This is a genomic window from Chelativorans sp. AA-79 (assembly GCF_029457495.1).
Lineage (GTDB): Bacteria > Pseudomonadota > Alphaproteobacteria > Rhizobiales > Rhizobiaceae > Chelativorans.
Genome location: NZ_CP120362.1, coordinates 111,646 through 131,680 on the forward strand (window position 1 = coordinate 111,646; position 20,035 = coordinate 131,680).

19 protein-coding genes and 3 pseudogenes are annotated in these 20,035 nt (G+C 62.9%); 11 read left to right on the plus strand and 11 right to left on the minus strand.

Features of this window, described 5'->3' with window-relative positions; all coding sequences use genetic code 11:
* Positions 1-13 precede the first annotated feature (13 nt).
* Complete coding sequence (locus PVE73_RS26445; RefSeq protein ID WP_158083542.1) at positions 14-790, minus strand: SDR family NAD(P)-dependent oxidoreductase; 777 nt, start codon at positions 788-790, stop codon at positions 14-16.
* Between the two features lie 140 nt (positions 791-930).
* Between PVE73_RS26445 and PVE73_RS26450 the strand changes: the two genes are divergently transcribed.
* Entirely contained in the window at positions 931-2,454 is a 1,524-nt protein-coding gene (locus PVE73_RS26450) for a sulfatase-like hydrolase/transferase (protein ID WP_277367773.1), read from the plus strand.
* Positions 2,455-2,469: 15 nt separating this feature from the next.
* A complete protein-coding gene (ugpC, locus tag PVE73_RS26455) occupies positions 2,470-3,519 on the plus strand; it encodes a sn-glycerol-3-phosphate ABC transporter ATP-binding protein UgpC (RefSeq protein ID WP_277367763.1) in 1,050 nt (349 codons plus the stop codon).
* A 1-nt stretch (position 3,520) separates the two neighbouring features.
* Here ugpC and PVE73_RS26460 read toward each other — a convergent pair whose 3' ends face one another.
* From PVE73_RS26460 to PVE73_RS26495, 8 genes are read right to left on the minus strand one after another with little or no spacing between them, the layout of a single operon-like run.
* On the minus strand, positions 3,521-3,835 hold the full coding sequence (locus PVE73_RS26460; protein WP_277367764.1) for an L-rhamnose mutarotase: 315 nt from the start codon (positions 3,833-3,835) through the stop codon (positions 3,521-3,523).
* Positions 3,832-4,599, minus strand: coding sequence for an SDR family oxidoreductase (locus PVE73_RS26465; protein ID WP_277367765.1), 768 nt, complete (start codon positions 4,597-4,599; stop codon positions 3,832-3,834). The genes PVE73_RS26460 and PVE73_RS26465 overlap by 4 nt, the downstream gene beginning before the upstream one ends.
* Before the next feature lie 3 nt (positions 4,600-4,602).
* Entirely contained in the window at positions 4,603-5,433 is an 831-nt protein-coding gene (locus PVE73_RS26470; protein ID WP_277367766.1) for a sugar phosphate isomerase/epimerase, read from the minus strand.
* Positions 5,433-6,512, minus strand: a complete 1,080-nt coding sequence (locus tag PVE73_RS26475; protein WP_277367767.1) for a Gfo/Idh/MocA family oxidoreductase — start codon at positions 6,510-6,512, stop codon at positions 5,433-5,435. Before PVE73_RS26475 ends, PVE73_RS26470 begins: the two co-directional genes overlap by 1 nt.
* The gene (locus PVE73_RS26480; RefSeq protein WP_277367600.1) at positions 6,509-7,351 is read right to left on the minus strand and encodes a fumarylacetoacetate hydrolase family protein; all 843 of its coding nucleotides are present in this window, start codon (positions 7,349-7,351) and stop codon (positions 6,509-6,511) included. The genes PVE73_RS26475 and PVE73_RS26480 overlap by 4 nt, the downstream gene beginning before the upstream one ends.
* A 22-nt stretch (positions 7,352-7,373) precedes the next feature.
* A complete protein-coding gene (locus PVE73_RS26485; protein ID WP_277367601.1) occupies positions 7,374-8,336 on the minus strand; it encodes a C-terminal binding protein in 963 nt (320 codons plus the stop codon).
* Positions 8,333-9,079 (minus strand): acetoacetate decarboxylase, encoded by a 747-nt coding sequence (locus tag PVE73_RS26490; RefSeq protein WP_277367602.1) that lies wholly within the window; start codon positions 9,077-9,079, stop codon positions 8,333-8,335. The genes PVE73_RS26485 and PVE73_RS26490 overlap by 4 nt, the downstream gene beginning before the upstream one ends.
* Positions 9,080-9,110: 31 nt before the next feature.
* A complete protein-coding gene (locus PVE73_RS26495; RefSeq protein ID WP_277367603.1) occupies positions 9,111-9,836 on the minus strand; it encodes a FadR/GntR family transcriptional regulator in 726 nt (241 codons plus the stop codon).
* A 106-nt stretch (positions 9,837-9,942) separates the two neighbouring features.
* On the opposite strand from PVE73_RS26495, the gene PVE73_RS26500 reads away from it, so the two are divergent.
* The 7 genes from PVE73_RS26500 (at position 9,943) to PVE73_RS26530 (ending at position 16,940) form a co-directional block, all read left to right on the plus strand.
* Positions 9,943-11,073, plus strand: a complete 1,131-nt coding sequence (locus tag PVE73_RS26500; RefSeq protein ID WP_277367604.1) for a mandelate racemase/muconate lactonizing enzyme family protein — start codon at positions 9,943-9,945, stop codon at positions 11,071-11,073.
* Positions 11,074-11,111: 38 nt separating this feature from the next.
* Positions 11,112-11,933 (plus strand): ABC transporter ATP-binding protein, encoded by an 822-nt coding sequence (locus PVE73_RS26505; protein ID WP_277367605.1) that lies wholly within the window; start codon positions 11,112-11,114, stop codon positions 11,931-11,933.
* Positions 11,930-12,805, plus strand: a complete 876-nt coding sequence (locus PVE73_RS26510; RefSeq protein WP_277367606.1) for an ABC transporter permease — start codon at positions 11,930-11,932, stop codon at positions 12,803-12,805. The genes PVE73_RS26505 and PVE73_RS26510 overlap by 4 nt, the downstream gene beginning before the upstream one ends.
* A 70-nt stretch (positions 12,806-12,875) precedes the next feature.
* Positions 12,876-13,985, plus strand: a complete 1,110-nt coding sequence (locus tag PVE73_RS26515; RefSeq protein ID WP_277367607.1) for an ABC transporter substrate-binding protein — start codon at positions 12,876-12,878, stop codon at positions 13,983-13,985.
* Between the two features lie 59 nt (positions 13,986-14,044).
* Positions 14,045-15,055, plus strand: coding sequence for a TRAP transporter substrate-binding protein (locus PVE73_RS26520; protein ID WP_277367608.1), 1,011 nt, complete (start codon positions 14,045-14,047; stop codon positions 15,053-15,055).
* An 86-nt stretch (positions 15,056-15,141) separates the two neighbouring features.
* Entirely contained in the window at positions 15,142-15,666 is a 525-nt protein-coding gene (locus tag PVE73_RS26525) for a TRAP transporter small permease (protein ID WP_277367609.1), read from the plus strand.
* Positions 15,663-16,940: a TRAP transporter large permease gene (locus PVE73_RS26530; protein ID WP_277367610.1), complete on the plus strand. Its 1,278-nt coding sequence runs from the start codon at positions 15,663-15,665 to the stop codon at positions 16,938-16,940. The genes PVE73_RS26525 and PVE73_RS26530 overlap by 4 nt, the downstream gene beginning before the upstream one ends.
* Before the next feature lie 163 nt (positions 16,941-17,103).
* Here the strand turns inward: PVE73_RS26530 and PVE73_RS26535 are convergent.
* Positions 17,104-18,091 (minus strand): annotated as a pseudogene (locus PVE73_RS26535) (IS5 family transposase).
* Positions 18,092-18,372: 281 nt separating this feature from the next.
* On the opposite strand from PVE73_RS26535, the gene PVE73_RS26540 reads away from it, so the two are divergent.
* Together PVE73_RS26540 and PVE73_RS28285 are read left to right on the plus strand one after the other, a co-directional pair.
* Complete coding sequence (locus tag PVE73_RS26540) at positions 18,373-18,564, plus strand: hypothetical protein (protein WP_277367611.1); 192 nt, start codon at positions 18,373-18,375, stop codon at positions 18,562-18,564.
* Positions 18,565-18,772: 208 nt separating this feature from the next.
* Positions 18,773-19,375 (plus strand): annotated as a pseudogene (locus PVE73_RS28285) (Tn3 family transposase); the annotation flags it as partial.
* A gap of 7 nt (positions 19,376-19,382) precedes the next feature.
* Here the strand turns inward: PVE73_RS28285 and PVE73_RS26550 are convergent.
* A pseudogene (locus tag PVE73_RS26550) lies at positions 19,383-19,859 on the minus strand (DUF4158 domain-containing protein); the annotation flags it as partial.
* Positions 19,860-20,035: the final 176 nt, after the last annotated feature.

A 20,035-nucleotide genomic window follows, 5' to 3' on the forward strand; every position in this document is an offset into this window, starting at 1 on the left:
CGCCGCTTCCCGCCTACGGTCGCAGGGATGCGCCGCCGTCGACGGTCAGCACCGCGCCGTTGACGAAGGAAGCGAGATCGCTGAGCAGGAAGAGAACGCCGTTGGCGATCTCGACCGGCTCCGCGAGGCGGCCCATCGGCACGCCGCGCAGATGCGTGCCAAGCTGCTCGTCGCTCAAGGCGCCGATGATCATCGGCGTCGCGGTGGTTCCGGGGCAAAGCACATTCGCTCGAATTCCCTCGGAACCGAACTGGACCGCGAGACCGCGCGTCAGCGTGATCACGCCGGCCTTGGCGGCGCCGTAATGGACCGCCCCGACGCGGCCGCCGGTGAACGCCGACGGGCTGGTGAAATTCACGAACGCGCCGGTCCCGGCTTTCAGCATGACCGGTACCGCGGCCTGACAGATGCGGAAGATGCTTGCGAGGTTCACGTTCAGCGACTCGCTCAGCACCGCGTCCTCGACATCCAGGAACTCCGTCCGCCTCAGGACCGCCCCCGCATTGACGACCGCGTCGACGCGCCCGAAACGCGCCAGCGTCGCCTCCACGAGCGTATGGCCGACTTTCGGATCGCCGAGATCCGCCGCATGGCTGCCGACGGAAGCCTTTTGAGTCTCCGGTACCCCGGCCAGAGAGGCGGCGGCGCGCTCCAAGCCGGACTGATCGAGGTCGGTGAGCAGCAGCGACGCCCCTGCCGCTGCCAGGCGCGCGCAAATTGCGCGGCCGATCCCGCCTGCGGCGCCCGTGACAACAACGACCTTGTCCTTGAGATCGATCTGGACAGTCAATGACATCTCCTGTTGGAATGCATTCCAACCACTATCCTGAATTTAGAAATCATGGCAAGCCTGAAATTGCGGAAAACCATATTGCTACTGACCGAAGCCCATGATAGGGCTCGGGAAAATTTGGAATGCATTCCAAGTGGATGGAGGGTTGCTTGTCCGATTCACGCGACGATCAAAAGAAGAAGCCGAACATCGTGTGGTTCTGTACCGACCAGCAACGCTTCGATACGATCGCGTCGCTGGGAAATCCTCATATTCGGACGCCCGCCATCGACCGCCTCGTTCGAGGCGGCGTGGCCTTCACGAGGCATTATGTCCAAAGCCCGATCTGCACCCCGAGCCGGGCCAGTTTCCTGACAGGAAGATATCCACGCAGTCACGGAGTGCTCAGCAACGGGATAGGCCGATGGCCGGAATCCGAGACGCTCGTGACGAAGCTGCTGGCCGACAACGGCTATCTGTGCGGGCTGATGGGCAAGCTTCATCTCACCGGCGCGCAGGGAGGCGCGGAAAAGCGGGGCGATGACGGCTACGACGTGTTCCTGTGGAGCAACATGCCGAGGCCCGAGGACGGGACTTCATTCAATAATGCCTACCATCACTGGCTGCGCGCGAAGGGACATGATCCCTTCAAGCTGTTCGAGGATGTCGACGCGCTAATCGGCCCGGGCGTGCCCGCGGAGCTGCACCAGACGACCTGGATATCGGAAAGCGCCTGCAGCTTCATCAGGGCCAACAGCGACCGGCCATGGATGCTGTCGCTCAATCCTTTCGCCCCGCACCATCCGTTCGATCCGCCACGGGAATATCTGGACCGGTACGATCCCGAAGCACTGCCTGACCCGCTTTTCGAGGAGAGCGACCTCGAACGCCAGGAGCACTTTGCCAACATCCAGCATCAGACGCATTTTCCGGTGGATCCGCGCAAGTACCATCCGCGCGGCGCCGACGAGCACCGGTTTCCGGACGGGAAGTTCGCAAATCACAAGGGCGTGCCGCGCGAATATTACGGCAAGGCCTTCAAGGCCGCCTACTATGCCATGATCGAGCATCTCGATGACGCTGTGGGAGCGATCTACGCGGAACTCGAGGCCACCGGCCAGCTCGACAACACCATCTTCATCTTCACCAGCGATCACGGCGAAATGCTGGGCGATCATGGCCTGCTGCTGAAAGGCGCGCGCTTCTTCGAAGGAGCGGTGCGGGTGCCGATGATCGTGCATTGGCCGGCCGGCGCGCGCAGGGGCCTCATCAGCGACGCACTGACCGAGGCGATCGACATCGCGCCGACACTGCTCGACGCCGCGGATATCGAAATTCCCTGGTCCATGCAGGGCAGGTCGCTGCTGCCCATCCTGACGGGCGAGGCGGAACCGCACTTCCATAAGGAAATGGTGTTGTGCGAATTCATCGACGCGATGGGGAAGAAATACACTCCCGACCATACGCGCGCGACGATGACGTTCGACGGCCGCTACAAGCTCATCAGCTATCACAGCCACAACTTGTTCGAGCTGTTCGATCTGGAAAACGATCCGGGGGAGTTTCGGAATCTCTGGAACGATCCGCAGTTCTCCGAACTGCGATGGGAACTCTACATGCGCCAGAACGACCTGCTCGCCCGGCAGGTCATGTTCAGCGAGCAGCGCACGATGTTGTTTTAGGAGGGAGGCCGGCTCATGGCGCAAGTCGAGCTCCGGAGCGTCCGGAAAAGCTTTGGCGCCGTAGGCGTCATCCACGGCGTGGATCTGACCATCGGAAATGGCGAGTTCGTTGCCCTGGTAGGCCCGTCGGGCTGCGGCAAGTCCACATTGCTGCGCATGCTCGCCGGGCTCGAGGCGATCTCGTCGGGAGAGATCGCGATCGACGGCAAGGTGGTGAACAGCGTCGCGCCGAAAGACCGTGACATCGCCATGGTGTTTCAGAGCTACGCACTCTACCCCAACATGAGCGTCGAGGAGAATATGAGCTTCGCGCTGCGGCTGTCCGGGGAGAGCGGCAGCGTCATTCGCGAGAGGGTCGATTCGGCGGCCAGCACGCTCGGGCTGTCCGAATATCTGGACCGTCAGCCAAAGGCTCTGTCCGGCGGCCAGCGTCAGCGCGTGGCGATGGGCAGGGCGATCGTGCGCAAGCCGCAGGTGTTTCTCTTCGACGAACCGTTGTCCAATCTCGACGCGAAGCTGCGCGTCAAGATGCGCACGGAAATCAAGCAGCTCCACCAGAGCCTGAAGACCACCACCGTCTATGTGACGCATGACCAGGTCGAAGCCATGACCATGGCCGATCGCATCGTCGTGCTGCGGGACGGCAGGATAGAACAGGTCGGCAGACCGCTCGAACTATATGATCGGCCCGCCAATGAATTCGTGGCCGGCTTCATCGGATCGCCGAGCATGAACTTCATTGCCGCGACGAAGCACGGCTCGTCCCTCAGGGCCGGTGCGCTCGATGTCGACTGCCCCGGCCTTCAGATCGACGACGGCACGCTGGTCACGCTGGGCGTGAGGCCGGAGGATATCGTCGTCCACGACGACGGTGCCGAGTTCGAGGTGGCGGTGGTCGAGCCGACCGGACCGGAAACGTTCATCGTCCTCAATGGAGCGGATTGCGAGCTGCTCGCTTCGTTTCGGGAAAGGCGGGACTTTAGTGTCGGAGACGTCCTTCGGCTGGCTGTTCGGCCTGGCAGGCTGCACGCATTCGACCGGACGTCAGGGCAACGCCTGAACTGATTCAGTCCATGTGCCAGATCAGCGGCAGCAGGTAGGGATAATTGGTGCTGGGATCGACGTCGTAGTTGATGCAGGGCTCCATGTAGTCGCGCCAGCGCTTGGAAACATCGGAAGATCGCAGGGACCGGACCATTGCCGGAACGTCGTCGCACTCGAAATACCCAAAGAGCGTGAGGCCGTAACGGAAGATGGAATAGTTCCGCACGCCCGCCGCCCTGAGCGCGGCCTCCATCTCTGGCCAAACGACGGAATGGCGTCGCCGGTATTCGTCCTCGTAGCCCGGTCGGATTTGCAGAACCCAAGCATACTGCGTCATTTGTGCTCCTGATTGTGAATTAACGCCTGTATCTGAGGATCGCGGATATCCACCGTTTGGCCCGACAGGCCATCTGCCGCACCCGATGCCAGCCAGACGGCCATCCTTGCCGGCTTCTCGGCCGGCAACAGATCTTCCCGTGGAACCTTGGAGACGCGATTGATGTTGGCTTCCCGGATCGCACCCTGCATGTCGGTGTCGACCAGTCCGGGCACAAAGGCGAAGGCGCGGATGTCATCCGCCATGCCCTCGATGGCGATGGAGCGGGTCAACATCAGCAGCGCGGCCTTGCTGGAGCAATAAGCCGCCCACCCTTCCATCGGCGCGGACGCCGCACCCGAAGAAAGATTGATCACACGCCCGCGATTTTTCCTGAGATACGTCCAGCCGGCGTTTACCACCGCGAAAGCCCCCGAGACGTTGATGAGCATCGTTCGATGGAACTGAAGGGGGTCGAGCGCGCCAATCGCGCCCATCGGATCGATCGTGCCGGCATTGTTCACGATGAGGTCGAGACCGCCCAGCCTTTCGGCGGCCGAATGTACTGCCCGCCCGATCTTTTCCAACTCGGTCATGTCCAATCGATGATCGAACGCGTGGCCGCCGGCACTGGCGATACGGTCGACCACGGCCTGGCAGTCGCCGGCGTTGCGGCCGCAGACTGCGACCGACGCGCCCGCCTTTGCGAGTTCCTCGGCGATCCTGGCGCCGATGCCGCGTCGGGCGCCGGTGACGAGGGCTCGCCTGCCCCTCAGTTCGGCCATTGCCTAATCCTCCCTGTTTTCAGCCGACACCCAGGACCGGAACGCGTCCCGCATCAGAAGCGTCTCCGTCAGGACATCTTCGGTCATCGTGTTCATGTAGGTCTGATGCAGCGCTTCCAGCGACAGCCAGCCCTGGAAGCCTGCCTCGCGGAGCGCGCCGAACAGCGCGTGGAAGTTGATCGTGCCGTCGTGAAACCGTGTCTGCATCGCGCCCGGACGCGCCGGCCGTAGATGAAGGCCGGCGCTCGCCGGCAGCAGCGCCAGGATTTCGGACTGGGCGTATCCCTGCATGATGAAATGCGCTGGATCGAGCGTGAGCTTGAGGCCCGGAACCTTTCCCAGCAGTTCGCCCGTTTGCGCCGGGCTTTCGATGCAGGACCCGACATGCGGTTCGACGCAGAGCGTGACTCTCCATTCGGATGCCATATCCGTGAGCGGCGCAAGTGCCCGCGAGGCCTGTTCGATCGCCTGCGCTCGCGACTGTCCGGAATTGACGATCCCGGGCAGCACCATCACCGTTTCGATGCGTGCTTTCCCGGCGAAGCGAAGGACCGCGCCGAAATCCTGCCGGTTTTCGGCATTGTCACCCAATGCAAGGTTTCGGTCCTCGCGGCTGTCGCCGAAGCGGTGGAACAGCGTGGCGGGCGTCAGCGACAACTGGCCGAGGACAGCCTCGGCGCAGAGTTCCGGATTGGCCAGCAGTCGTTTTCGGTCGATGGCCGGCCTGTGGATGTAGCCCAGATCGATCCCGTCGACCCCGATGGCCGAAGCGATGCGGGCGGCCTCCCGCAGCGTGCAATGGGCGAAACTCCAACTGGCCACGCTCAGCCGCATCAGGCCGGCTCCATGCGGCCGCTGGCGAGGGAGCGATACATCGCGTCGATGAGCCGCGTGGCCCTGTACCCGATAACCGGGCTTGCAGGGTTCTCGACGTTGCGGCCCATGCACAGATCGACGAAGCGGCCGAGCGCGCCGTCGGTCTCGTATTCGCCGGCATCGGGCGACAGCGGCTCGATCCTGGACCGACCGTCATGCCGGAGCGCCTCCACGCGTGCCCGCTCGATATCGTACAACAGCACGCCGTCCTCGCCGAATATCCGGATATCCAGCTGGAAGCGCCGCGGATTTGGCAGGGTGGCCGCGCCGGACAGCGTCATCGTCGCGCCGTTCTCCATCTGGACGACGGCTGCGTCGTAGTAGTCCACGCCGGTCGGAGAAGTTCCCGCCCTCGCGAACACGCTTGCCGGGTCGAGGTCGACCAGGCGAAACAGGACGCCGAGCGCATGCGTGAGCTGGCCCCAGCCGTAGCCGCCGGCGCGTTCGTGATCGGACCATGTCGAGGCCGGCGGCCGGAACAGGTGATCCTTCGTCCGCTCCGGCGGCTTCCCGGCGAACAGGTCCTTCAGGGCGGAGGCCATGTGGACCGAGACGTGCCGTATCTCTCCCACCCATCCCTCCCGGATCAGGCGATATGCCGTGTCGGTCATCGGCTTGAAGTTCCAGCCGTAGGGAACGATGACCGGCACCCCTTGCCTGTCGGCGGCATCGATGATCGATCTGGCATCGGCGGACGATACGGCCATCGGCTTCTCGATCATGACCGGCAGGCCTTTCCGGATGCACATGAGCGCATGCTCGGCGTGCAGGTGATGGGGCGAGGCGACGATGACGCCGCCAAGCCTGCGTTGCTCCAGCATCTGCGCGGCGTCGGTGAACAGCAGATCCGTTCCGAACGTCTCGGCGATCTTCGCGAGCGCCCGCTCGTCGCGACGCATGACTGCCACGCCTGAGACGTCCGGATGGTTGAGCAGTCGCGGAATATAGGCCTGACAGGCCCACCATCCGGCTCCTATGATTCCGATTTCGACCGGCGCGCGAGCCGCGATACCCTCATTGCGGCCGGGCTGGGTCATGCCTGCCCCACCTTCTGCCGCTGTGTGCCCAAGCCGGAGATGCCAAGCGCCATTTCCTGCCCGGCCCGCAGGAACACCGGAGGTTTCTGCCCGAGCCCGACGCCCGGTGGGGTTCCCGTGGAAATGATGTCTCCGAGCATCAGCGTCATGAACTGCGAAATATAGTGGACGAGATAGTCGACGCCGAAAATCATGGTTCTCGTCGAACCCTCCTGATATCGCTTGCCGTCGACCTCGAGCCACACATCCAGGTTCTGGGGGTCCTCGATCTCGTCGCGGGTGACCAGCCAGGGACCGATCGGGCCGAAAGTGTCCGCCGACTTGCCCTTGACCCATTGACCGCCGCGTTCGATCTGAAATGCCCGCTCGGAGACGTCGTTGACCACGCAGTCGCCTTCAACGTGCTCGAATGCCTGCTCCCTGGCGACGTAGCTCGCCCGTTTCCCGATCACGACGCCGAGTTCGACCTCCCAGTCGGTTTTTTCCGACCCGCGCGGAATCAGCACCTCGTCATTCGGTCCGCAGATCGCCGTGGTCGCCTTGAAGAAGAGGATCGGCTCGGACGGAGGCTCGGCCCCGGTCTCGGCGGCGTGGTCGGAATAGTTCAGGCCGATACATATGAACTTGCCGACATCGCCGACGCACGGGCCGATCCTGACGGCGTCATCCAGCCGAGGCAATCTGCCCGCATCCAGCGTCCGCAGCCTGTCGAGGGCCTCAGCCGAAAGCGTTTCGCCGGCAATGTCGGGAACGATTGCGGAGAGATCACACAGGATCCCGTCCTCGTCGAGCAATGCCGGCCTTTCGGCGCCCTGCGGTCCAACGCGCAAGAGTTTCATGTGTTTTCCTGACTTTTCGGCTTTATGAGACCGGTACTGGCCTGCGCGGAGGCTCGCCGCGCAGGGCCCGTGCGATGTCGTCGGCGACGAGACGTTGAAGCCGGTCGATTGCAGCGTCCGAATACCAGGCGGCATGCGGACTGAGTATGAGGCCACGCGCGGAACGCAGCGGTGAGGCGGCCGGCAGCGGTTCGTCCGCGAACACATCGAGCGCGGCGCCCGCGATCGTCCCTTCATTCAGCGCATTCGCCAGGTCTTCCTCGACGATGAGCTGGCCGCGCGCCGAATTGACGATCATCGCGTGCGGCTGCATCCGCTTCAGCCGCTCGGCATTGAAAAAGCCGATGGTCTGGCGGGTCGCGGGCGCATGCAGGGAAATGATGTCCGCCGTCGAAAGGAGCGTATCCGCATCGACAAGGCGCACACCCAGGCTGACCGCCGCCTCCGGGGTGAGGCCCGGATCGGCCGCGGCAAACCGAAAACCGAACCCTTTCAGGCGTTCGAGGACGGCCCGGCCGATCTGTCCCATGCCGAAGAAACCGAACACGGTCCGGGAGAACGGCTTGATCGGCTTTGCGACCTTGACCGCCGCCCACTCGTGCCGCCTGACAGACGCGTCGAGCGGAAACAGTTTCCTGAGCAGGGCGAGCGCCACAGCTGCCGTGTGGTCGGCGACTTCGTCCGCGCAGTAGTCGGGGACGTAGCCGACTTTCAGTTGCCGGTTCATTGCCGCGGCGATGTCGATGTTGTCGTAGCCGACTCCGTATCGGATGATCGTTGCCCCCGGCGCGACGGCGGAGGCGGCGTCCGCGGTAAAGGGCGCGAACTGGACGGCCACGACATCCGCGCCTGCGACCGCATCCGCCACGCTTCTGGCATCCTTGCACTGGAAAGCCTCGAACTCGGCGCCTTCGGCGCGGGCGGCCTCTTCCTCCTGGACAAGAGCGGGAAAGGTGTAATCGGAGACCACAACCCTCTTGGTCATGGAGACTCCTGCAGATAGTCGTGGATGATCTCGCCCTGAACGAGCGTGAAATCGGCCCTCCAGAAGAAGCCTTCCAGCGGCTCGAGCACCGGCAATCTGAAAGCGGGAAGCTGGGCGTTGGGTCGCAATTCGACCGTGCAGGGGCCGACCCAGCCTTCGTGGACCGTAACGTCCGCAAGCCTGCGCGAGGCGAGCTGCCGTATCGCGGGCCGTCCGTCGATGTGATCGATCGCCTTCAGGTTGACATTGGTGGCGAAATCGAAATGCGGCTTCAGCGCTTCGGGCGTCGTGCTTTTCTGCTTGTAGGCCAGCGTCCCCGTGAGAACATCGATGCCATTGCGTTCGACACGCCCGACGATCAGGTCTCCGCGGAACTCTATTGCAGGGTGGCCGAGCTTCTTGGGTTGCCCGTGGACTTCCCGACCGTGGGCGACGCCGACATCGGACGACAGAACGAGGTAAGGCGAGTAGGCGCCGAGCGGCTTGCCGTTCAGCGCCGCGCCGAACATGAAGTTCGCCTCGCTATAGGGGCCGAGCCAGTCGGTATCGTTCATCTTGTAGATGTGGGCACAGGCAATGTCGCCGAACGGCTCCAACGGCGGCGGCAGGAGAAACGCCATCGCGTCGGGGTCAGTGCGCCAGTAGAGCGTCAGGATTTCCGTATTCCTGAACCGGAACGGGAAGGGCGGCACCATGGGTGCGTCCCACGGTGTCGAAAATCCGCTGGACCGGATGTCATCCACTGTCGGTCGCCTGAGGCGACCGTGTCCTTGATCAGCCATGCCTGCCTTCCATTGCCAATCGTGTCGTTTTCAGTACGAAATCCATGTGATCGGCCATCGCCTTGCGGCAGGCTTCCGGATCGCGCTCTTCGATCGCCGCGACTATTTTTCCGTGATCCTTGATGGACCCGGCCAAGACGGCGGGCGTCTCGGAGGCGATCTTTCTGAACTCGAGACCAAGAATGTTGAGGCTCTGGGCGGCGCGGCCAAGGAAAGGATTGTCGGCGATGTCGGCGAGCTTGGCGTGGAAGTCGGTGTCGACCTCCCTGTAGCGTTCCGCCTGGTCTACCGTTTCCGTCTGGACGGACAACAATTTTCGAAGCACCGAAATATCGGCTTCGGTTGCCGACCGTGCCGCGAGCGCAGCGATTTCAGCTTCGATCAGTCTCCGCGCGGCATACAGCTTTTCGACGGTGACGTCCTCCAGCGACAGAAAGAAGGTGAGTGGCCGCAGGAGGTCGGAAGCGCTCAGCGTCGAAACGAACACGCCGCCGCCATGCCTTATTTCCACCACGCCCAACGCGGCCAGAACCTTCAGCGCCTCGCGGATCGTCGGCCGACTGACGCCGAAACTCGACGCAAGGTCGCGCTCAGACGGTAGCCTATCGCCTGCGGACAGTTCGCCGGCTTTCACGAATCCCATGAGTCGGTCGACAACGATGCTGCTCACCGCTTCGCGCCGGATGGGCTTCTCCTCAATACTGGCCAGTAGCGACATCTGCAGCGTCTCTGAAAATGGTATGACCACTTGTTGACTTACCAGTCGGGACGATGATAGTCAACAAAGCCGGTCAGTGAGTGTCAGGGAGTGAGGAGAGGCAAGCATGCGGATCGCTGATGTCCAATCCTGGGTGTTGCGCTACCCGGACTCCAATGACCACGGCGAATGGCGGCTCACCGTGCTGGCCCGGGTGGAGACCAGCGACGGCGTCGTGGGATGGGGCGAAGGCATCGCCATGTGGCCCGAAGCCTGCCGCGCCACAAAGCTGTTGATCGATGAGGCATTCGCGCCATTGCTGATTGATGCGGGCGATATTTCGGTGGCTGAGAGCTGGCGTATGATGCGAGCCCATTGCTGGTGGTATGGCGAAGGTGGGATCGCCTGCTTCGCCTACTCCGCTCTCGACATGGCCTTGTGGGACATCGAGGGAAAGCTGCAGGGCAAGCCGCTCTACCAGCTTTTCGGCGGCAAGGCGCGCGACCGCATGCCCGCGTTCGCAGCCAATCACGTTAACAAAGCCACAAACCAGGAAAACATCGAAGAGGTGCTCGGCTTCAAGCAAGCCGGCTTCCAGGGCGTCAAGTTGGGTTTCGGCAAGAAAGGCCTGTCCAATATCGGCCGGGATCCCAAGAACGACGTGGTGTTCATCCGCGACTTGCGCGCAGCCGTTGGCTCCGATTTCGACATCATGGTCGATATCGGCCACGGGGTGAAATGGGACCGTTGCACCGCGATCAACGTCATCAAGCAGATGGCGGAGTATAGGATCGGCTGGGTGGAGGAGCCTTTTCATCCTACGCGCATCGAGGCCCATCGCGCCTTGAAAGCCGCGGTCGATGTGCCGATCGCCATGGGCGAGCGTGAATTCACGGTTGGAGACTATGCGAACCTGATCGAGACGGGAGTGGCCGATGTGCTTGGGGTCGACCCCGGGCGGGTCGAAGGCATTTCGGGCTTCCTACGCGTGGACGAACTGGCGAGCCGCGCCGGCATCGCCATGAACGCACATGCCTGGAGCACGGCGATCACTACTTCGGCCAGCCTGCACCTCTCGATCGCCTCGCCCAATACGAAGCTCTTGGAGCTGAAGCCCTTCCCGGTTTCGGTGCAGACCGAGCTGGTGGATATCCCGATCACGCAGACCGATGGCTTCATCGCACCACCGGAGCGCCCCGGCCTAGGCATCGAGGTAAATGAAGCCTTGGTCGAGAAGCTTGACATGGCGCGGAGCTAAACCCTCGGGGAACCAGACCTACGCGAAGGAGATTGACCATGCTGGTGGAAGTCTCGAAGGTAAGCCACTGGTTCACTGGCGCTGGGAGCAGCATTCGAGCGCTCACCGGAATCGATCTCTCCGTTATGGAGGGTGAGTTCCTCTCTGTTATCGGTCCGTCCGGCTGTGGAAAGACCACCCTGCTCAATATGATTGCGGGGCTCGGAAGGCCGGAGCAAGGCTCCTTGAAGGTATTCGGCGTCGAGCCAAGGGCGGGGGATGCCCGCACCGGCTACGTGCTGGCGCGGGACTCACTCCTGCCATGGCGTTCCGCGCAGGAGAATGCGGAACTCGCTTTGGAAATGTACGGCGTTCCGCGCAAGGAACGGATGGCGCGGGCCGGCGCGGCGCTCGCCGCGATGGGTCTCGCCGGATTCGAGTATCATTTTCCTGCGCAATTGTCACAAGGCATGCGCCAGCGCGTTGCGCTGGCTCGCTCCTTCGGCGCCCGCCCGCGCCTCATTCTGATGGACGAGCCCTTCTCCGCCCTCGATGCCCAGACCCGGCTCGCGGTTCACGACCAGTTTCTGCGGGCATGGGAAAACCACAAGATGACGGTGGTCCTGATCACCCACGACCTGACCGAGGCGGTGGGCTTGTCGGACCGCGTGGCGATCATGACCAAACGACCGGGACGCATCAAGGCGATCCACGAGGTGGACCTGCCCCGGCCGCGCTCCATGGCCGCCCTTCAGGGCAACACGCGCTTCCACGCAATCTACGGCCGCATCTGGCGGGATTTGCAGGACGAGTTCCTTGAAGCGGACGCTTCTGCAGACGGTGCGGCATCCCCACCCGCACCCGAGAGGGTCGCGCAATGACGCACTCGGCGGACTCAATCGATGGGGATCTGGTCGCCGATGGCGGGCCGGACACGCTCGAACCGCTGGCACAGGCCGCCGCCAGGCGTCGCGACGATATCACGATCATCGCCGCGCAGATCGGACTTCTCCTGGTGTTGCTGGCCGCCTGGCAGGCAATCGCCGAGTTCGGCGTCGTTCCCGAGATATTCATTTCCAAGCCGACTTCCATATTGGTGAGCCTCTGGAACAACGTTGTTTTCGGACGAATGCTGCTTGACCTCGTTGTGACGGTCTACGAGACGCTCGTCGGTTTCTTCATCTCCTCTGCGGTTGGAATGGTGGTAGGCGTCATTCTGTATCAGGCACCGCGCGTGAATCTCGTTGTCCGACCCTTTCTCACCGGCTTGAACAACCTGCCTCGTCTCGCCCTGGCGCCCCTTTTTGTGCTGTGGTTTGGTCTCGATACGAGTTCGCGCGTCGCGCTGGTGTTTTCGGTGGTGTTCTTCATCATCGTCTTCAACACCTATGCAGGGCTGCAGAATGCTATTCGAGATCACCTGCTTCTAGCCCGCACTCTAGGCGCATCCCGCTTCCAGCTGTTCGTTAAATTCATCCTTCCCTCGGCGGTGCCGACGATTTTCGCCGGGCTGCAGCTCGGACTGACCTACTCATTTTTGACTGCGGTCGTCGGAGAAATGCTGTCCGGCGCAGTTGGGCTGGGAGCACAGCTTCAGATCACGCTCGCGACATACCGCACCGCCGACTTCTTCGCCGCGCTCCTGCTGCTTGCGATCGTCGCCACGGTGCTTTCGGGCCTCATGCGACTGGCCGAGCGCAGGCTGCTGCGCTGGCGGCAATTTGAACAGGGTGGCGTTGCGTCACCCACGTAGGCAGCGCGCCTGCACAGGGGCGTCACGAAGCCGCACGCCTGACCCGCTGCTGACCAACAGGGAAGATATCATGATCTATTTTTTCAAGTCATATCCGAGGGTCGCTGGAGCGGTTCTGACACGTTTTGCCAGCGGAGAGGAAGCGCATCGCGGGCCGCTGATAGCCGGCGCACTCGCTGCGGCGGTCCTCGCGGCACAACCCGCCTGGGCACAGGACGGTCCCGCGATCAAGTTCCAAGTCTACCAAGGAGGCCCGCAGATCCTGCCCCTCATCGCGCAGGAACAGAAGTTTTTCGAAGCTAACAACGTCAACGTTGAATTCATTACCGTGCAGACGGGGCCACAAGCGGCGAACGCGTTGGTGTCTGGATCGATCGATCTCGCAATCCTGTCGCCGCTCAACGTGGCGCCCCTGCTGGCGGAGGGGATCGAACTGTCCGCCGTGTCGGGCCTGCAAAAGGTGTTCGTCTCGCTGGTTGGCTCCAAGGGCGCCGAGACGGGATGGCCGCAGTCGCTTGAGGCGCTGCGCGGCAAGAGCATCGGCATCCTGGCGCTGGGCGCCGCCGGGCACATGATTTGCGAGGAGGCGCTTCGCGCCGCCGGACTGTCCAGCTCGGACTACACCTTTGTCAGCACGGGCACCGAACTGGGCACCGGCACAGCCCTTGAACAGGGGGCGATCGATGCCGGCTGCATGAACCCGCAGACTCGCATTCCGCTGACCACGAAGGGCTTCCCGGTCCTGTTCAACTACCTTGAGCCCGAAATGGACGAAGACGAGTATCCGGAAACCTTCCGGCCTATCCTCAACCTGTCCTTCGTACAGTTGTGGGGCCGCAGCGACTGGGTAAACGACAACCAGGACAAGGTCGAGACACTGGTCGAGGCACTGGCAAAGGCCAATGTATGGATGAACGACCCGAAGAATTTCCAGGCTATCGCCGATACCGTGCGCGGGTCGATCTACGACATCCCCAGCTTCGAGGGCGAGCAGTTCGACTCCTACATCCGCAGCCTGATCCAGGCCCATCGCCTGCTGTTCACCCAGGACGACGGCGAGACCTGGAAGGACGTAGTCAAATCCAGCATGTCGCTGGACATCCCCGACTGGACCGAATGGGTCGCCGAAAGCGCGCCCGGGTCGGAAGAAGAGCTATCCGTACTCGCCCAGGAACAATAACAGCACATCAGGGCCGACCGGCGGAGGCTGGCCCTCACCCGACTCAACAGGAGGATCGAATGACTTTCTTCGGCAAACTCTTCACCGGCGCAATGACGACGGCAGGTGCTTTCGCTATCACCCTGGCCGTGATCGGCAGCGCCCAGGCGCAAACGCATTTGGTGCTCTCCCACCACGTGCCGACCACCCACGTTATCCACCAGACTGCGGAGCGCTTCGCCAAGACCGTCGAGGAGCGTACGAATGGCGAGATCATCATTGACATCAGACCTGCCGGGCAGCTTTTCGGCATGGAAGAAGCGGCCGAAGCGCTGAATTTCGGCACGCTCGATTTCGCCTGGACCAACGTCAGCGCGCTGCAACGATGGGTGCCTGCTATGGGGTTCGCATCAATGCCGTTCCTGTTCGAGGACGGCGAGCATGCCAGGCGCGCGTTCTACGGCCCGCTCGGCGAGAAGGTGCGCGAGGACGTTCTCGCTGCCTCCGGCGTCGATATCATCGCCTTCGGCAACGCCGGATTCAGGATCATAGTGGCGAAGATGCCGGTCGAGGACGCCGGCGATGTCAAGGGAATGAAGCTGCGCGTGCCGAACGTCGCAGCCTTCGTCGACATGGCGCGCGCACTCGGCGCGAATGCGGTGCCGATGCCGACATCTGAGGTCTACACTGCGCTCGAGACCGGCGTCATCGACGGCATGGAATCGCCCGCCGACTGGTTCACCAGCGTTGCCATATGGGAGGTGACCACCCATGCCGCCCGGACCAACCACATCTTCACCGCAGGCGCCCTCGTCGCCAGCGGGGCGACGATGAACAAGCTGACCGAGGACCAGCAGGCGATCGTGCGCGCAGCCGCAGTGGAAGCCGTCGGCGAATGGATGTGGTCCAACGTCGAGGAAACCCAGAGCACCAACTGGAGCATACTCGGCGAGCATATGACGCTGGTCGATACCCCGGATATCGACAGCTTCCGGGAAGCCACCGCCGGCGTTGTAGACGCCTTCGTGGGCCAGACCGGTGAGCAGGCGGCGGAATATGTCGAAGGGGTCCGTGCGGTCGCTGCCGACTGATTTCTGCGGCGGGCGGCGGTGCCAGCTGCCGCCCGATACAGGTGAAATCGAGTATCCGAGTTCCAAAAAGGAGGTGAGGATCGATCATGGGAGCGGGCGAAAACATCGACGACGGTCCGACAACCGGGCAGGCGCGCGGTCTTGTCGGCGTCCTCTACCGGGTCATCGAGGCGGCAACAGTCACCATCCTGGTCGGCTATGCCACAATTCTGCTGCTGCAAGTGGCGCTGCGCTACGGCTTCAACGAGTCGATTTTCTGGTCCGACGAAATCGTCCGCTTCGGGCTGGTCTGGAACGTCCTGCTCGGCGCCGCCCTGGTCAGTCTGCGCGAGGGGCATATCCGGGTCGACATGCTTGAAGCTGCTCTGCCGCCCCGCCGCCGTCTGATCCTGCTCAACATCATCGACGTCATTGCCATCGCCTTCGCGCTCTTCCTGCTCTTCTATGGATTCCGTTTCGCGTTGATAGGCTCGTCGCAACTGGCGCCGAGCACCGGAATGTCGATGGCGATCCCCTACGCCGCCATACCCTGCGGAGCGGCGTTGATCCTTTTCTTCACGTCCGTGGTGCTGGTGCGCCGAATCCGCCGAGCACGGAGTGCGCGCCCATGATCGTAACGCTAATGCTTGTTCTGTTCTTCCTCATGCTCGTGCTGGGCGTTCCGGTGGCCTTCGCCATGGGGCTTTCAGCGATCCTCGCGCTGCTCGTACAGGGCGAGGTTCCCGGCATCCTCCTGCCGCAGCGCTTCTTCAGCACGCTCGACAATTTCTCCTTGCTCGCCGTGCCGCTGTTCGTGCTCGCTGGCGAGCTGATGAACGCCGGCGGCGTGACGGAGCGGCTGGTTGCGATGTCGCGGGCCCTGATGGGCCACCTGCGCGGCGGCATAGCGCAGGCCAACGTGCTGACCAACATGTTCATGGCGGCGATATCAGGCTCGGCGCTCGCTGACCTGTCTGCCATCGGCTCTATGATGATTCCCGCCATGCGCCGCGACGGCTATCCTCCGCAGCTCGCGGTTGCGGTCACTGCCTGCGCCTCGATGATGGCGCCGATCATCCCGCCGAGCATTATCGCCGTGGTTTACGGCTCGATCACGGGCACATCGATCGGCGGGCTGTTTCTCGGCGGCGTTGGGCCCGGCGTGCTCGCCGGCGTCGGCATGATCATCCTCGTTTGGTACCTGTCAAAGCGTGCCGGCGTACCACGGCGGGATCGGGCGCCCGTGCGCGAGATGGCGTCCGCCACTTTTCTGGCTCTCCCCGCCATGCTGATGCCGCTGATCATCGTCGGCGGCATAATCGGCGGCATATTTACACCGACTGAAGCAGGAGCGGTCGCGGTATTCTATGGTCTGCTGTTCGGACTGGTCCTGCGCAGACATAGCGCGGCATCAGTCTACCGTAACCTGTCGGCGGCGACCCAGGTGACGGCCGCCGCGCTCATCAACCTTGGCGGCGCGGCGCTTTTCGCCTGGGTGCTGGCGCGGGCTGGAGTCGCGGGCGCCGTGCTCGATGGGCTGTTCAGCATCTCGACCGACCCGACCGCGATCCTGATGATCCTCATTGTCTTCCTGCTGCTTCTCGGGATCTTCATAGAGCCCATGCCGGCCCTCATCCTGTCGCTCCCGGTACTGCAGCCCATCGCAGTGCAGATGGGCTACGATCCCGTGCATTTCGGCATCGTCGTCCTGATGACGCTCATCGTCGGCGCGGTGTCGCCGCCCGTGGGCATCCTCGGCATGGTCGCCGCGAAGATCGGCGGGGTCACCTACGCCAGCACCTTCAGCAGCCTCTACCCCTTCGTCGCGCTGTGGATAGCCGTCATCCTGCTGATATCATTCGTCCCGGGATTGGTGACATTCCTTCCCAACAGCTTACTGCCTTGAGCGGAGTACTATGACGCGAATTTTGGAAATGAACGTTTGCCCGGCGACTGCGAGGTACCGTAAAGTTAAGTGAATGCTGAGGAAGGTGTGCGAACAGGCGGTACGGGAGGGCGTTGGTGCATGAAAGCAGGATCAGGCACACTTCGTTCTTTGATGCCGCCTGCTATGCGTTGCTCGCCAGGCAGCGGACGGACTCCGGGCGTGCGCATGCTGTCATACGGTTGAGAACGGCACAGCCGATGGCGACCTCGGTCTGCTGAAGCCGGAAATGAACGGGCCCGCAGGCGGCTGCCGATTATCCCTTTGTAGCGCCCGATGGCGGTCTCGATCAGGGCGCGCTTGCCATAACCGGTGGAGGCCTGCCAATTCAGCCTTCCGTCATTGGCAGTCGTCCTGATGTGACCATCCCTTTGACCGGGTGGTCCGGTACCGTCACCCTCCACTGCCGTTGAACGTGGCGGAATGACGATCCTTGCGGTGGCGTTGTGCTTCATGACGGTGTCGTAAGTGGAACCGCCATCGTAGGCACCATCGGCCGCGAACTGATCAATCTCTGCGTCGATCCGATCAAGCAGCGGCCTCACCTGTGACGGATCGTCGGCGCCCTGGTCGGTCAGGCAACGGATGATGATTTCGCCCCTGTCGGCATCGAGAGCCAGATGAAGTTTGCGCCAGGTCCGACGCGTTTTGGCACCGTGCGTGTCTTCCAACCATTGGCCGGCGCCGTAGACCTTCAAGCCGGTGCTGCCGACCAGCACATGCAGCGGGCCGTCACCGTCGGGATGCCGCTGCCGCCCGGCCGATGGTTCCCATGTCTGCGCCCGACGGCTCAGCGTGGTATGATCGGGAACCGGCAGATCGACGCCCATCAGATCGAGTAGCGAGGTCATCAATCCCTCGCTCTGGCGCAGGCGAAGCCCGAAGACACAGCCCAGTGTCAGGACGGTCTCGATGGCCAGATCGGAATATCGGGGTTGGCCGCCGCGGGTCGTTCGTCGCGGCGCCTGCCATCCGGTCAGGGCTTCCGGCGTCAGCCACAGTGTCAGACTGCCGCGCTGCCGGAGACCCGCCTCGTAGTCCGGCCAGTTCGTCACCTGAAATTTCATCTTCGGGATCCGGTGACGGCGGCTGGCGTTTTGTTTATGGGGCATCGGGCACGGATCATCGCGTTGTTGGTGATCTTACCTGCCAATCTGCAGATCCTTGAAAAATGATCCATGCACCAACGCCTCGAGGAATGGCTTCCCTGGCTTGGCGGCCGCTGGGACCAAGGCGCGCGCAATGCATCGGCGCTCTGGCGCGAAATGCGTAAGAAGGCTTTCGCGGCCAGATCGGCGTCGTCTCTGAATGGGCGCGGCGCAGACGCCTTGCCGAAAGGGCCGATCAAAGCGCACTTGCCCGCACGCCTTCGGCACGAAGCATCGCCAGGCTCATGACGCTGGCGCGTGACGACCTATCCAAATCGGACGCTGCACTGATCGCGGCAATCGAGAGCAATGTTCCTGACCCCGTCACCGCGCGAACGCTGATCGACGACTTTCAGCAGATGATCCGATCAAAGGCGGTCGCAAAACTGGACGCTTGGCTCGAGGGCGCGAAGGCAAGCCTCGTTGGCTCCTTTTGAAACGGAGTCAAAAAGGACATCGCCGCAGTCCGCAACGCCGGCGGCTTATGTCCCAGCTGAACCGAGAGCGTGGTTGAGACCGATCGTATCCAGCCCGATCAAGTTGCCGACGGCAGCGGCCGCGGCGACGTAGAGCAGCTTGCGCTCTTCCTCGATCTACACGCGCTCGCCGACCGCACCGCTGGGCGCGCGACGCGACGGACGAGACGCACAACTGCCGCTCGCGTTCATGACCCGCAATGGCGGCGGCGCGTGCGCTCGGACGGCGTCAACATCGACCTGCGCGCCTGGGAAGTGGCGGTACTCGTTCACCTGCGGGAGCGCCTGCGGGCCGGTGATATCTGGGTTAATGGCAGCCGCGCATGGCGCAGCTTCGAGGATTATCTTCTGTCACGGTCGATCTTCACTCTGATGCGCGTCGAAGGGCGACTTGGACTTGCCATCCCCGACAGCTTTGCCGAATGGCGGGCCGAACGCACCGCCACGCTCGATGCAAAGCTGAAAGAGCTGGCGAAGGCGGCGGCGGCCAACGCGATTCCGGATGCGGCGATTTCCGACAAGGGCCTGTCGATCTCACCGATCCGCGAGGAGGAACGTGACAGGATCGTTGCGCTCAGTCGACGGCTCTACATTCTGGTACCGCGGATCAGGATCACCAGCCTGCTTGCCGAGGTCCAAAGCCTGGACCAGGTTCCTCGACAGCTTCACGCATTATCGCACCGGCGAGACCGCGAACGACGAGGCGGCGCTGATGGCCGCGATCCTTACCGACGCCACCAATGCCGGCGCAGAACGCATGGCGGAAAGCTCGTGCGGCGCGCTTCGATGGACGGTTGCTCCAGGCCCCGGATCAATTCGCGATAAGCCTGTCGTCGCGCCGCCGCCCGGCCCGCCATCGCCAGACGTATCAGCAATTCCGGCACGGGAACGAGCAGCTTTCTGCCCTTGAGGGTCTCGATCACCGACCTGGTGATCGTCGCGCCCTGTTCCGTCGCGACCGCCTCGCGCGCGGCCGCGGTGATAAGCGTGCGGTAATCGCTCCGCCCGATCGACTGGAGGTCCAGCGCAGCGACGATCTCTCGCGCATGTTCGCGCCGCGTTTCCTCTCGCTGGGCATAGAGCGTGAATACCGCCGCGTCGATGCCAAGCTGGTCAGCGACAACCGAGACAATGGCCTCAGGCGGGACTTCCCCTGCGCGCGGCGGACGGCCCAGATCACGGACCAGCGCGAGTTGGATGGCAAAGCCCAGCCGATTATGCGACCGGCAATGCGTCCTGGCGAAGGCCACATCGTCGCAGTCGCACCTTCAAATAGAGTTCCACGGTGTAGATCCCCAAACCCTCCTGCGCTCACTGCAGAAGGAAAATAGTGGCCGGCTCTTACGCCGCCCGCAGCGGGACTATCCCGCCGCGACCGTGGACTATTTTGCACCGCCGCTCTCACCGTTTTCGAAAACCGGCTTGACGATCA

Coding starts and splice junctions, on each gene's coding strand:
- PVE73_RS26450 (WP_277367773.1), top strand. CDS start 931: ATGGAGGGTTGCTTGTCCGATTCACGCGACGATCAAAAGAAGAAGCCG.
- ugpC (WP_277367763.1), top strand. CDS start 2,470: ATGGCGCAAGTCGAGCTCCGGAGCGTCCGGAAAAGCTTTGGCGCCGTA.
- PVE73_RS26460 (WP_277367764.1), bottom strand. CDS start 3,835: ATGACGCAGTATGCTTGGGTTCTGCAAATCCGACCGGGCTACGAGGAC.
- PVE73_RS26465 (WP_277367765.1), bottom strand. CDS start 4,599: ATGGCCGAACTGAGGGGCAGGCGAGCCCTCGTCACCGGCGCCCGACGC.
- PVE73_RS26470 (WP_277367766.1), bottom strand. CDS start 5,433: ATGCGGCTGAGCGTGGCCAGTTGGAGTTTCGCCCATTGCACGCTGCGG.
- PVE73_RS26475 (WP_277367767.1), bottom strand. CDS start 6,512: ATGACCCAGCCCGGCCGCAATGAGGGTATCGCGGCTCGCGCGCCGGTC.
- PVE73_RS26480 (WP_277367600.1), bottom strand. CDS start 7,351: ATGAAACTCTTGCGCGTTGGACCGCAGGGCGCCGAAAGGCCGGCATTG.
- PVE73_RS26485 (WP_277367601.1), bottom strand. CDS start 8,336: ATGACCAAGAGGGTTGTGGTCTCCGATTACACCTTTCCCGCTCTTGTC.
- PVE73_RS26495 (WP_277367603.1), bottom strand. CDS start 9,836: ATGTCGCTACTGGCCAGTATTGAGGAGAAGCCCATCCGGCGCGAAGCG.
- PVE73_RS26500 (WP_277367604.1), top strand. CDS start 9,943: ATGCGGATCGCTGATGTCCAATCCTGGGTGTTGCGCTACCCGGACTCC.
- PVE73_RS26505 (WP_277367605.1), top strand. CDS start 11,112: ATGCTGGTGGAAGTCTCGAAGGTAAGCCACTGGTTCACTGGCGCTGGG.
- PVE73_RS26510 (WP_277367606.1), top strand. CDS start 11,930: ATGACGCACTCGGCGGACTCAATCGATGGGGATCTGGTCGCCGATGGC.
- PVE73_RS26515 (WP_277367607.1), top strand. CDS start 12,876: ATGATCTATTTTTTCAAGTCATATCCGAGGGTCGCTGGAGCGGTTCTG.
- PVE73_RS26520 (WP_277367608.1), top strand. CDS start 14,045: ATGACTTTCTTCGGCAAACTCTTCACCGGCGCAATGACGACGGCAGGT.
- PVE73_RS26525 (WP_277367609.1), top strand. CDS start 15,142: ATGGGAGCGGGCGAAAACATCGACGACGGTCCGACAACCGGGCAGGCG.
- PVE73_RS26530 (WP_277367610.1), top strand. CDS start 15,663: ATGATCGTAACGCTAATGCTTGTTCTGTTCTTCCTCATGCTCGTGCTG.
- PVE73_RS26540 (WP_277367611.1), top strand. CDS start 18,373: ATGACGCTGGCGCGTGACGACCTATCCAAATCGGACGCTGCACTGATC.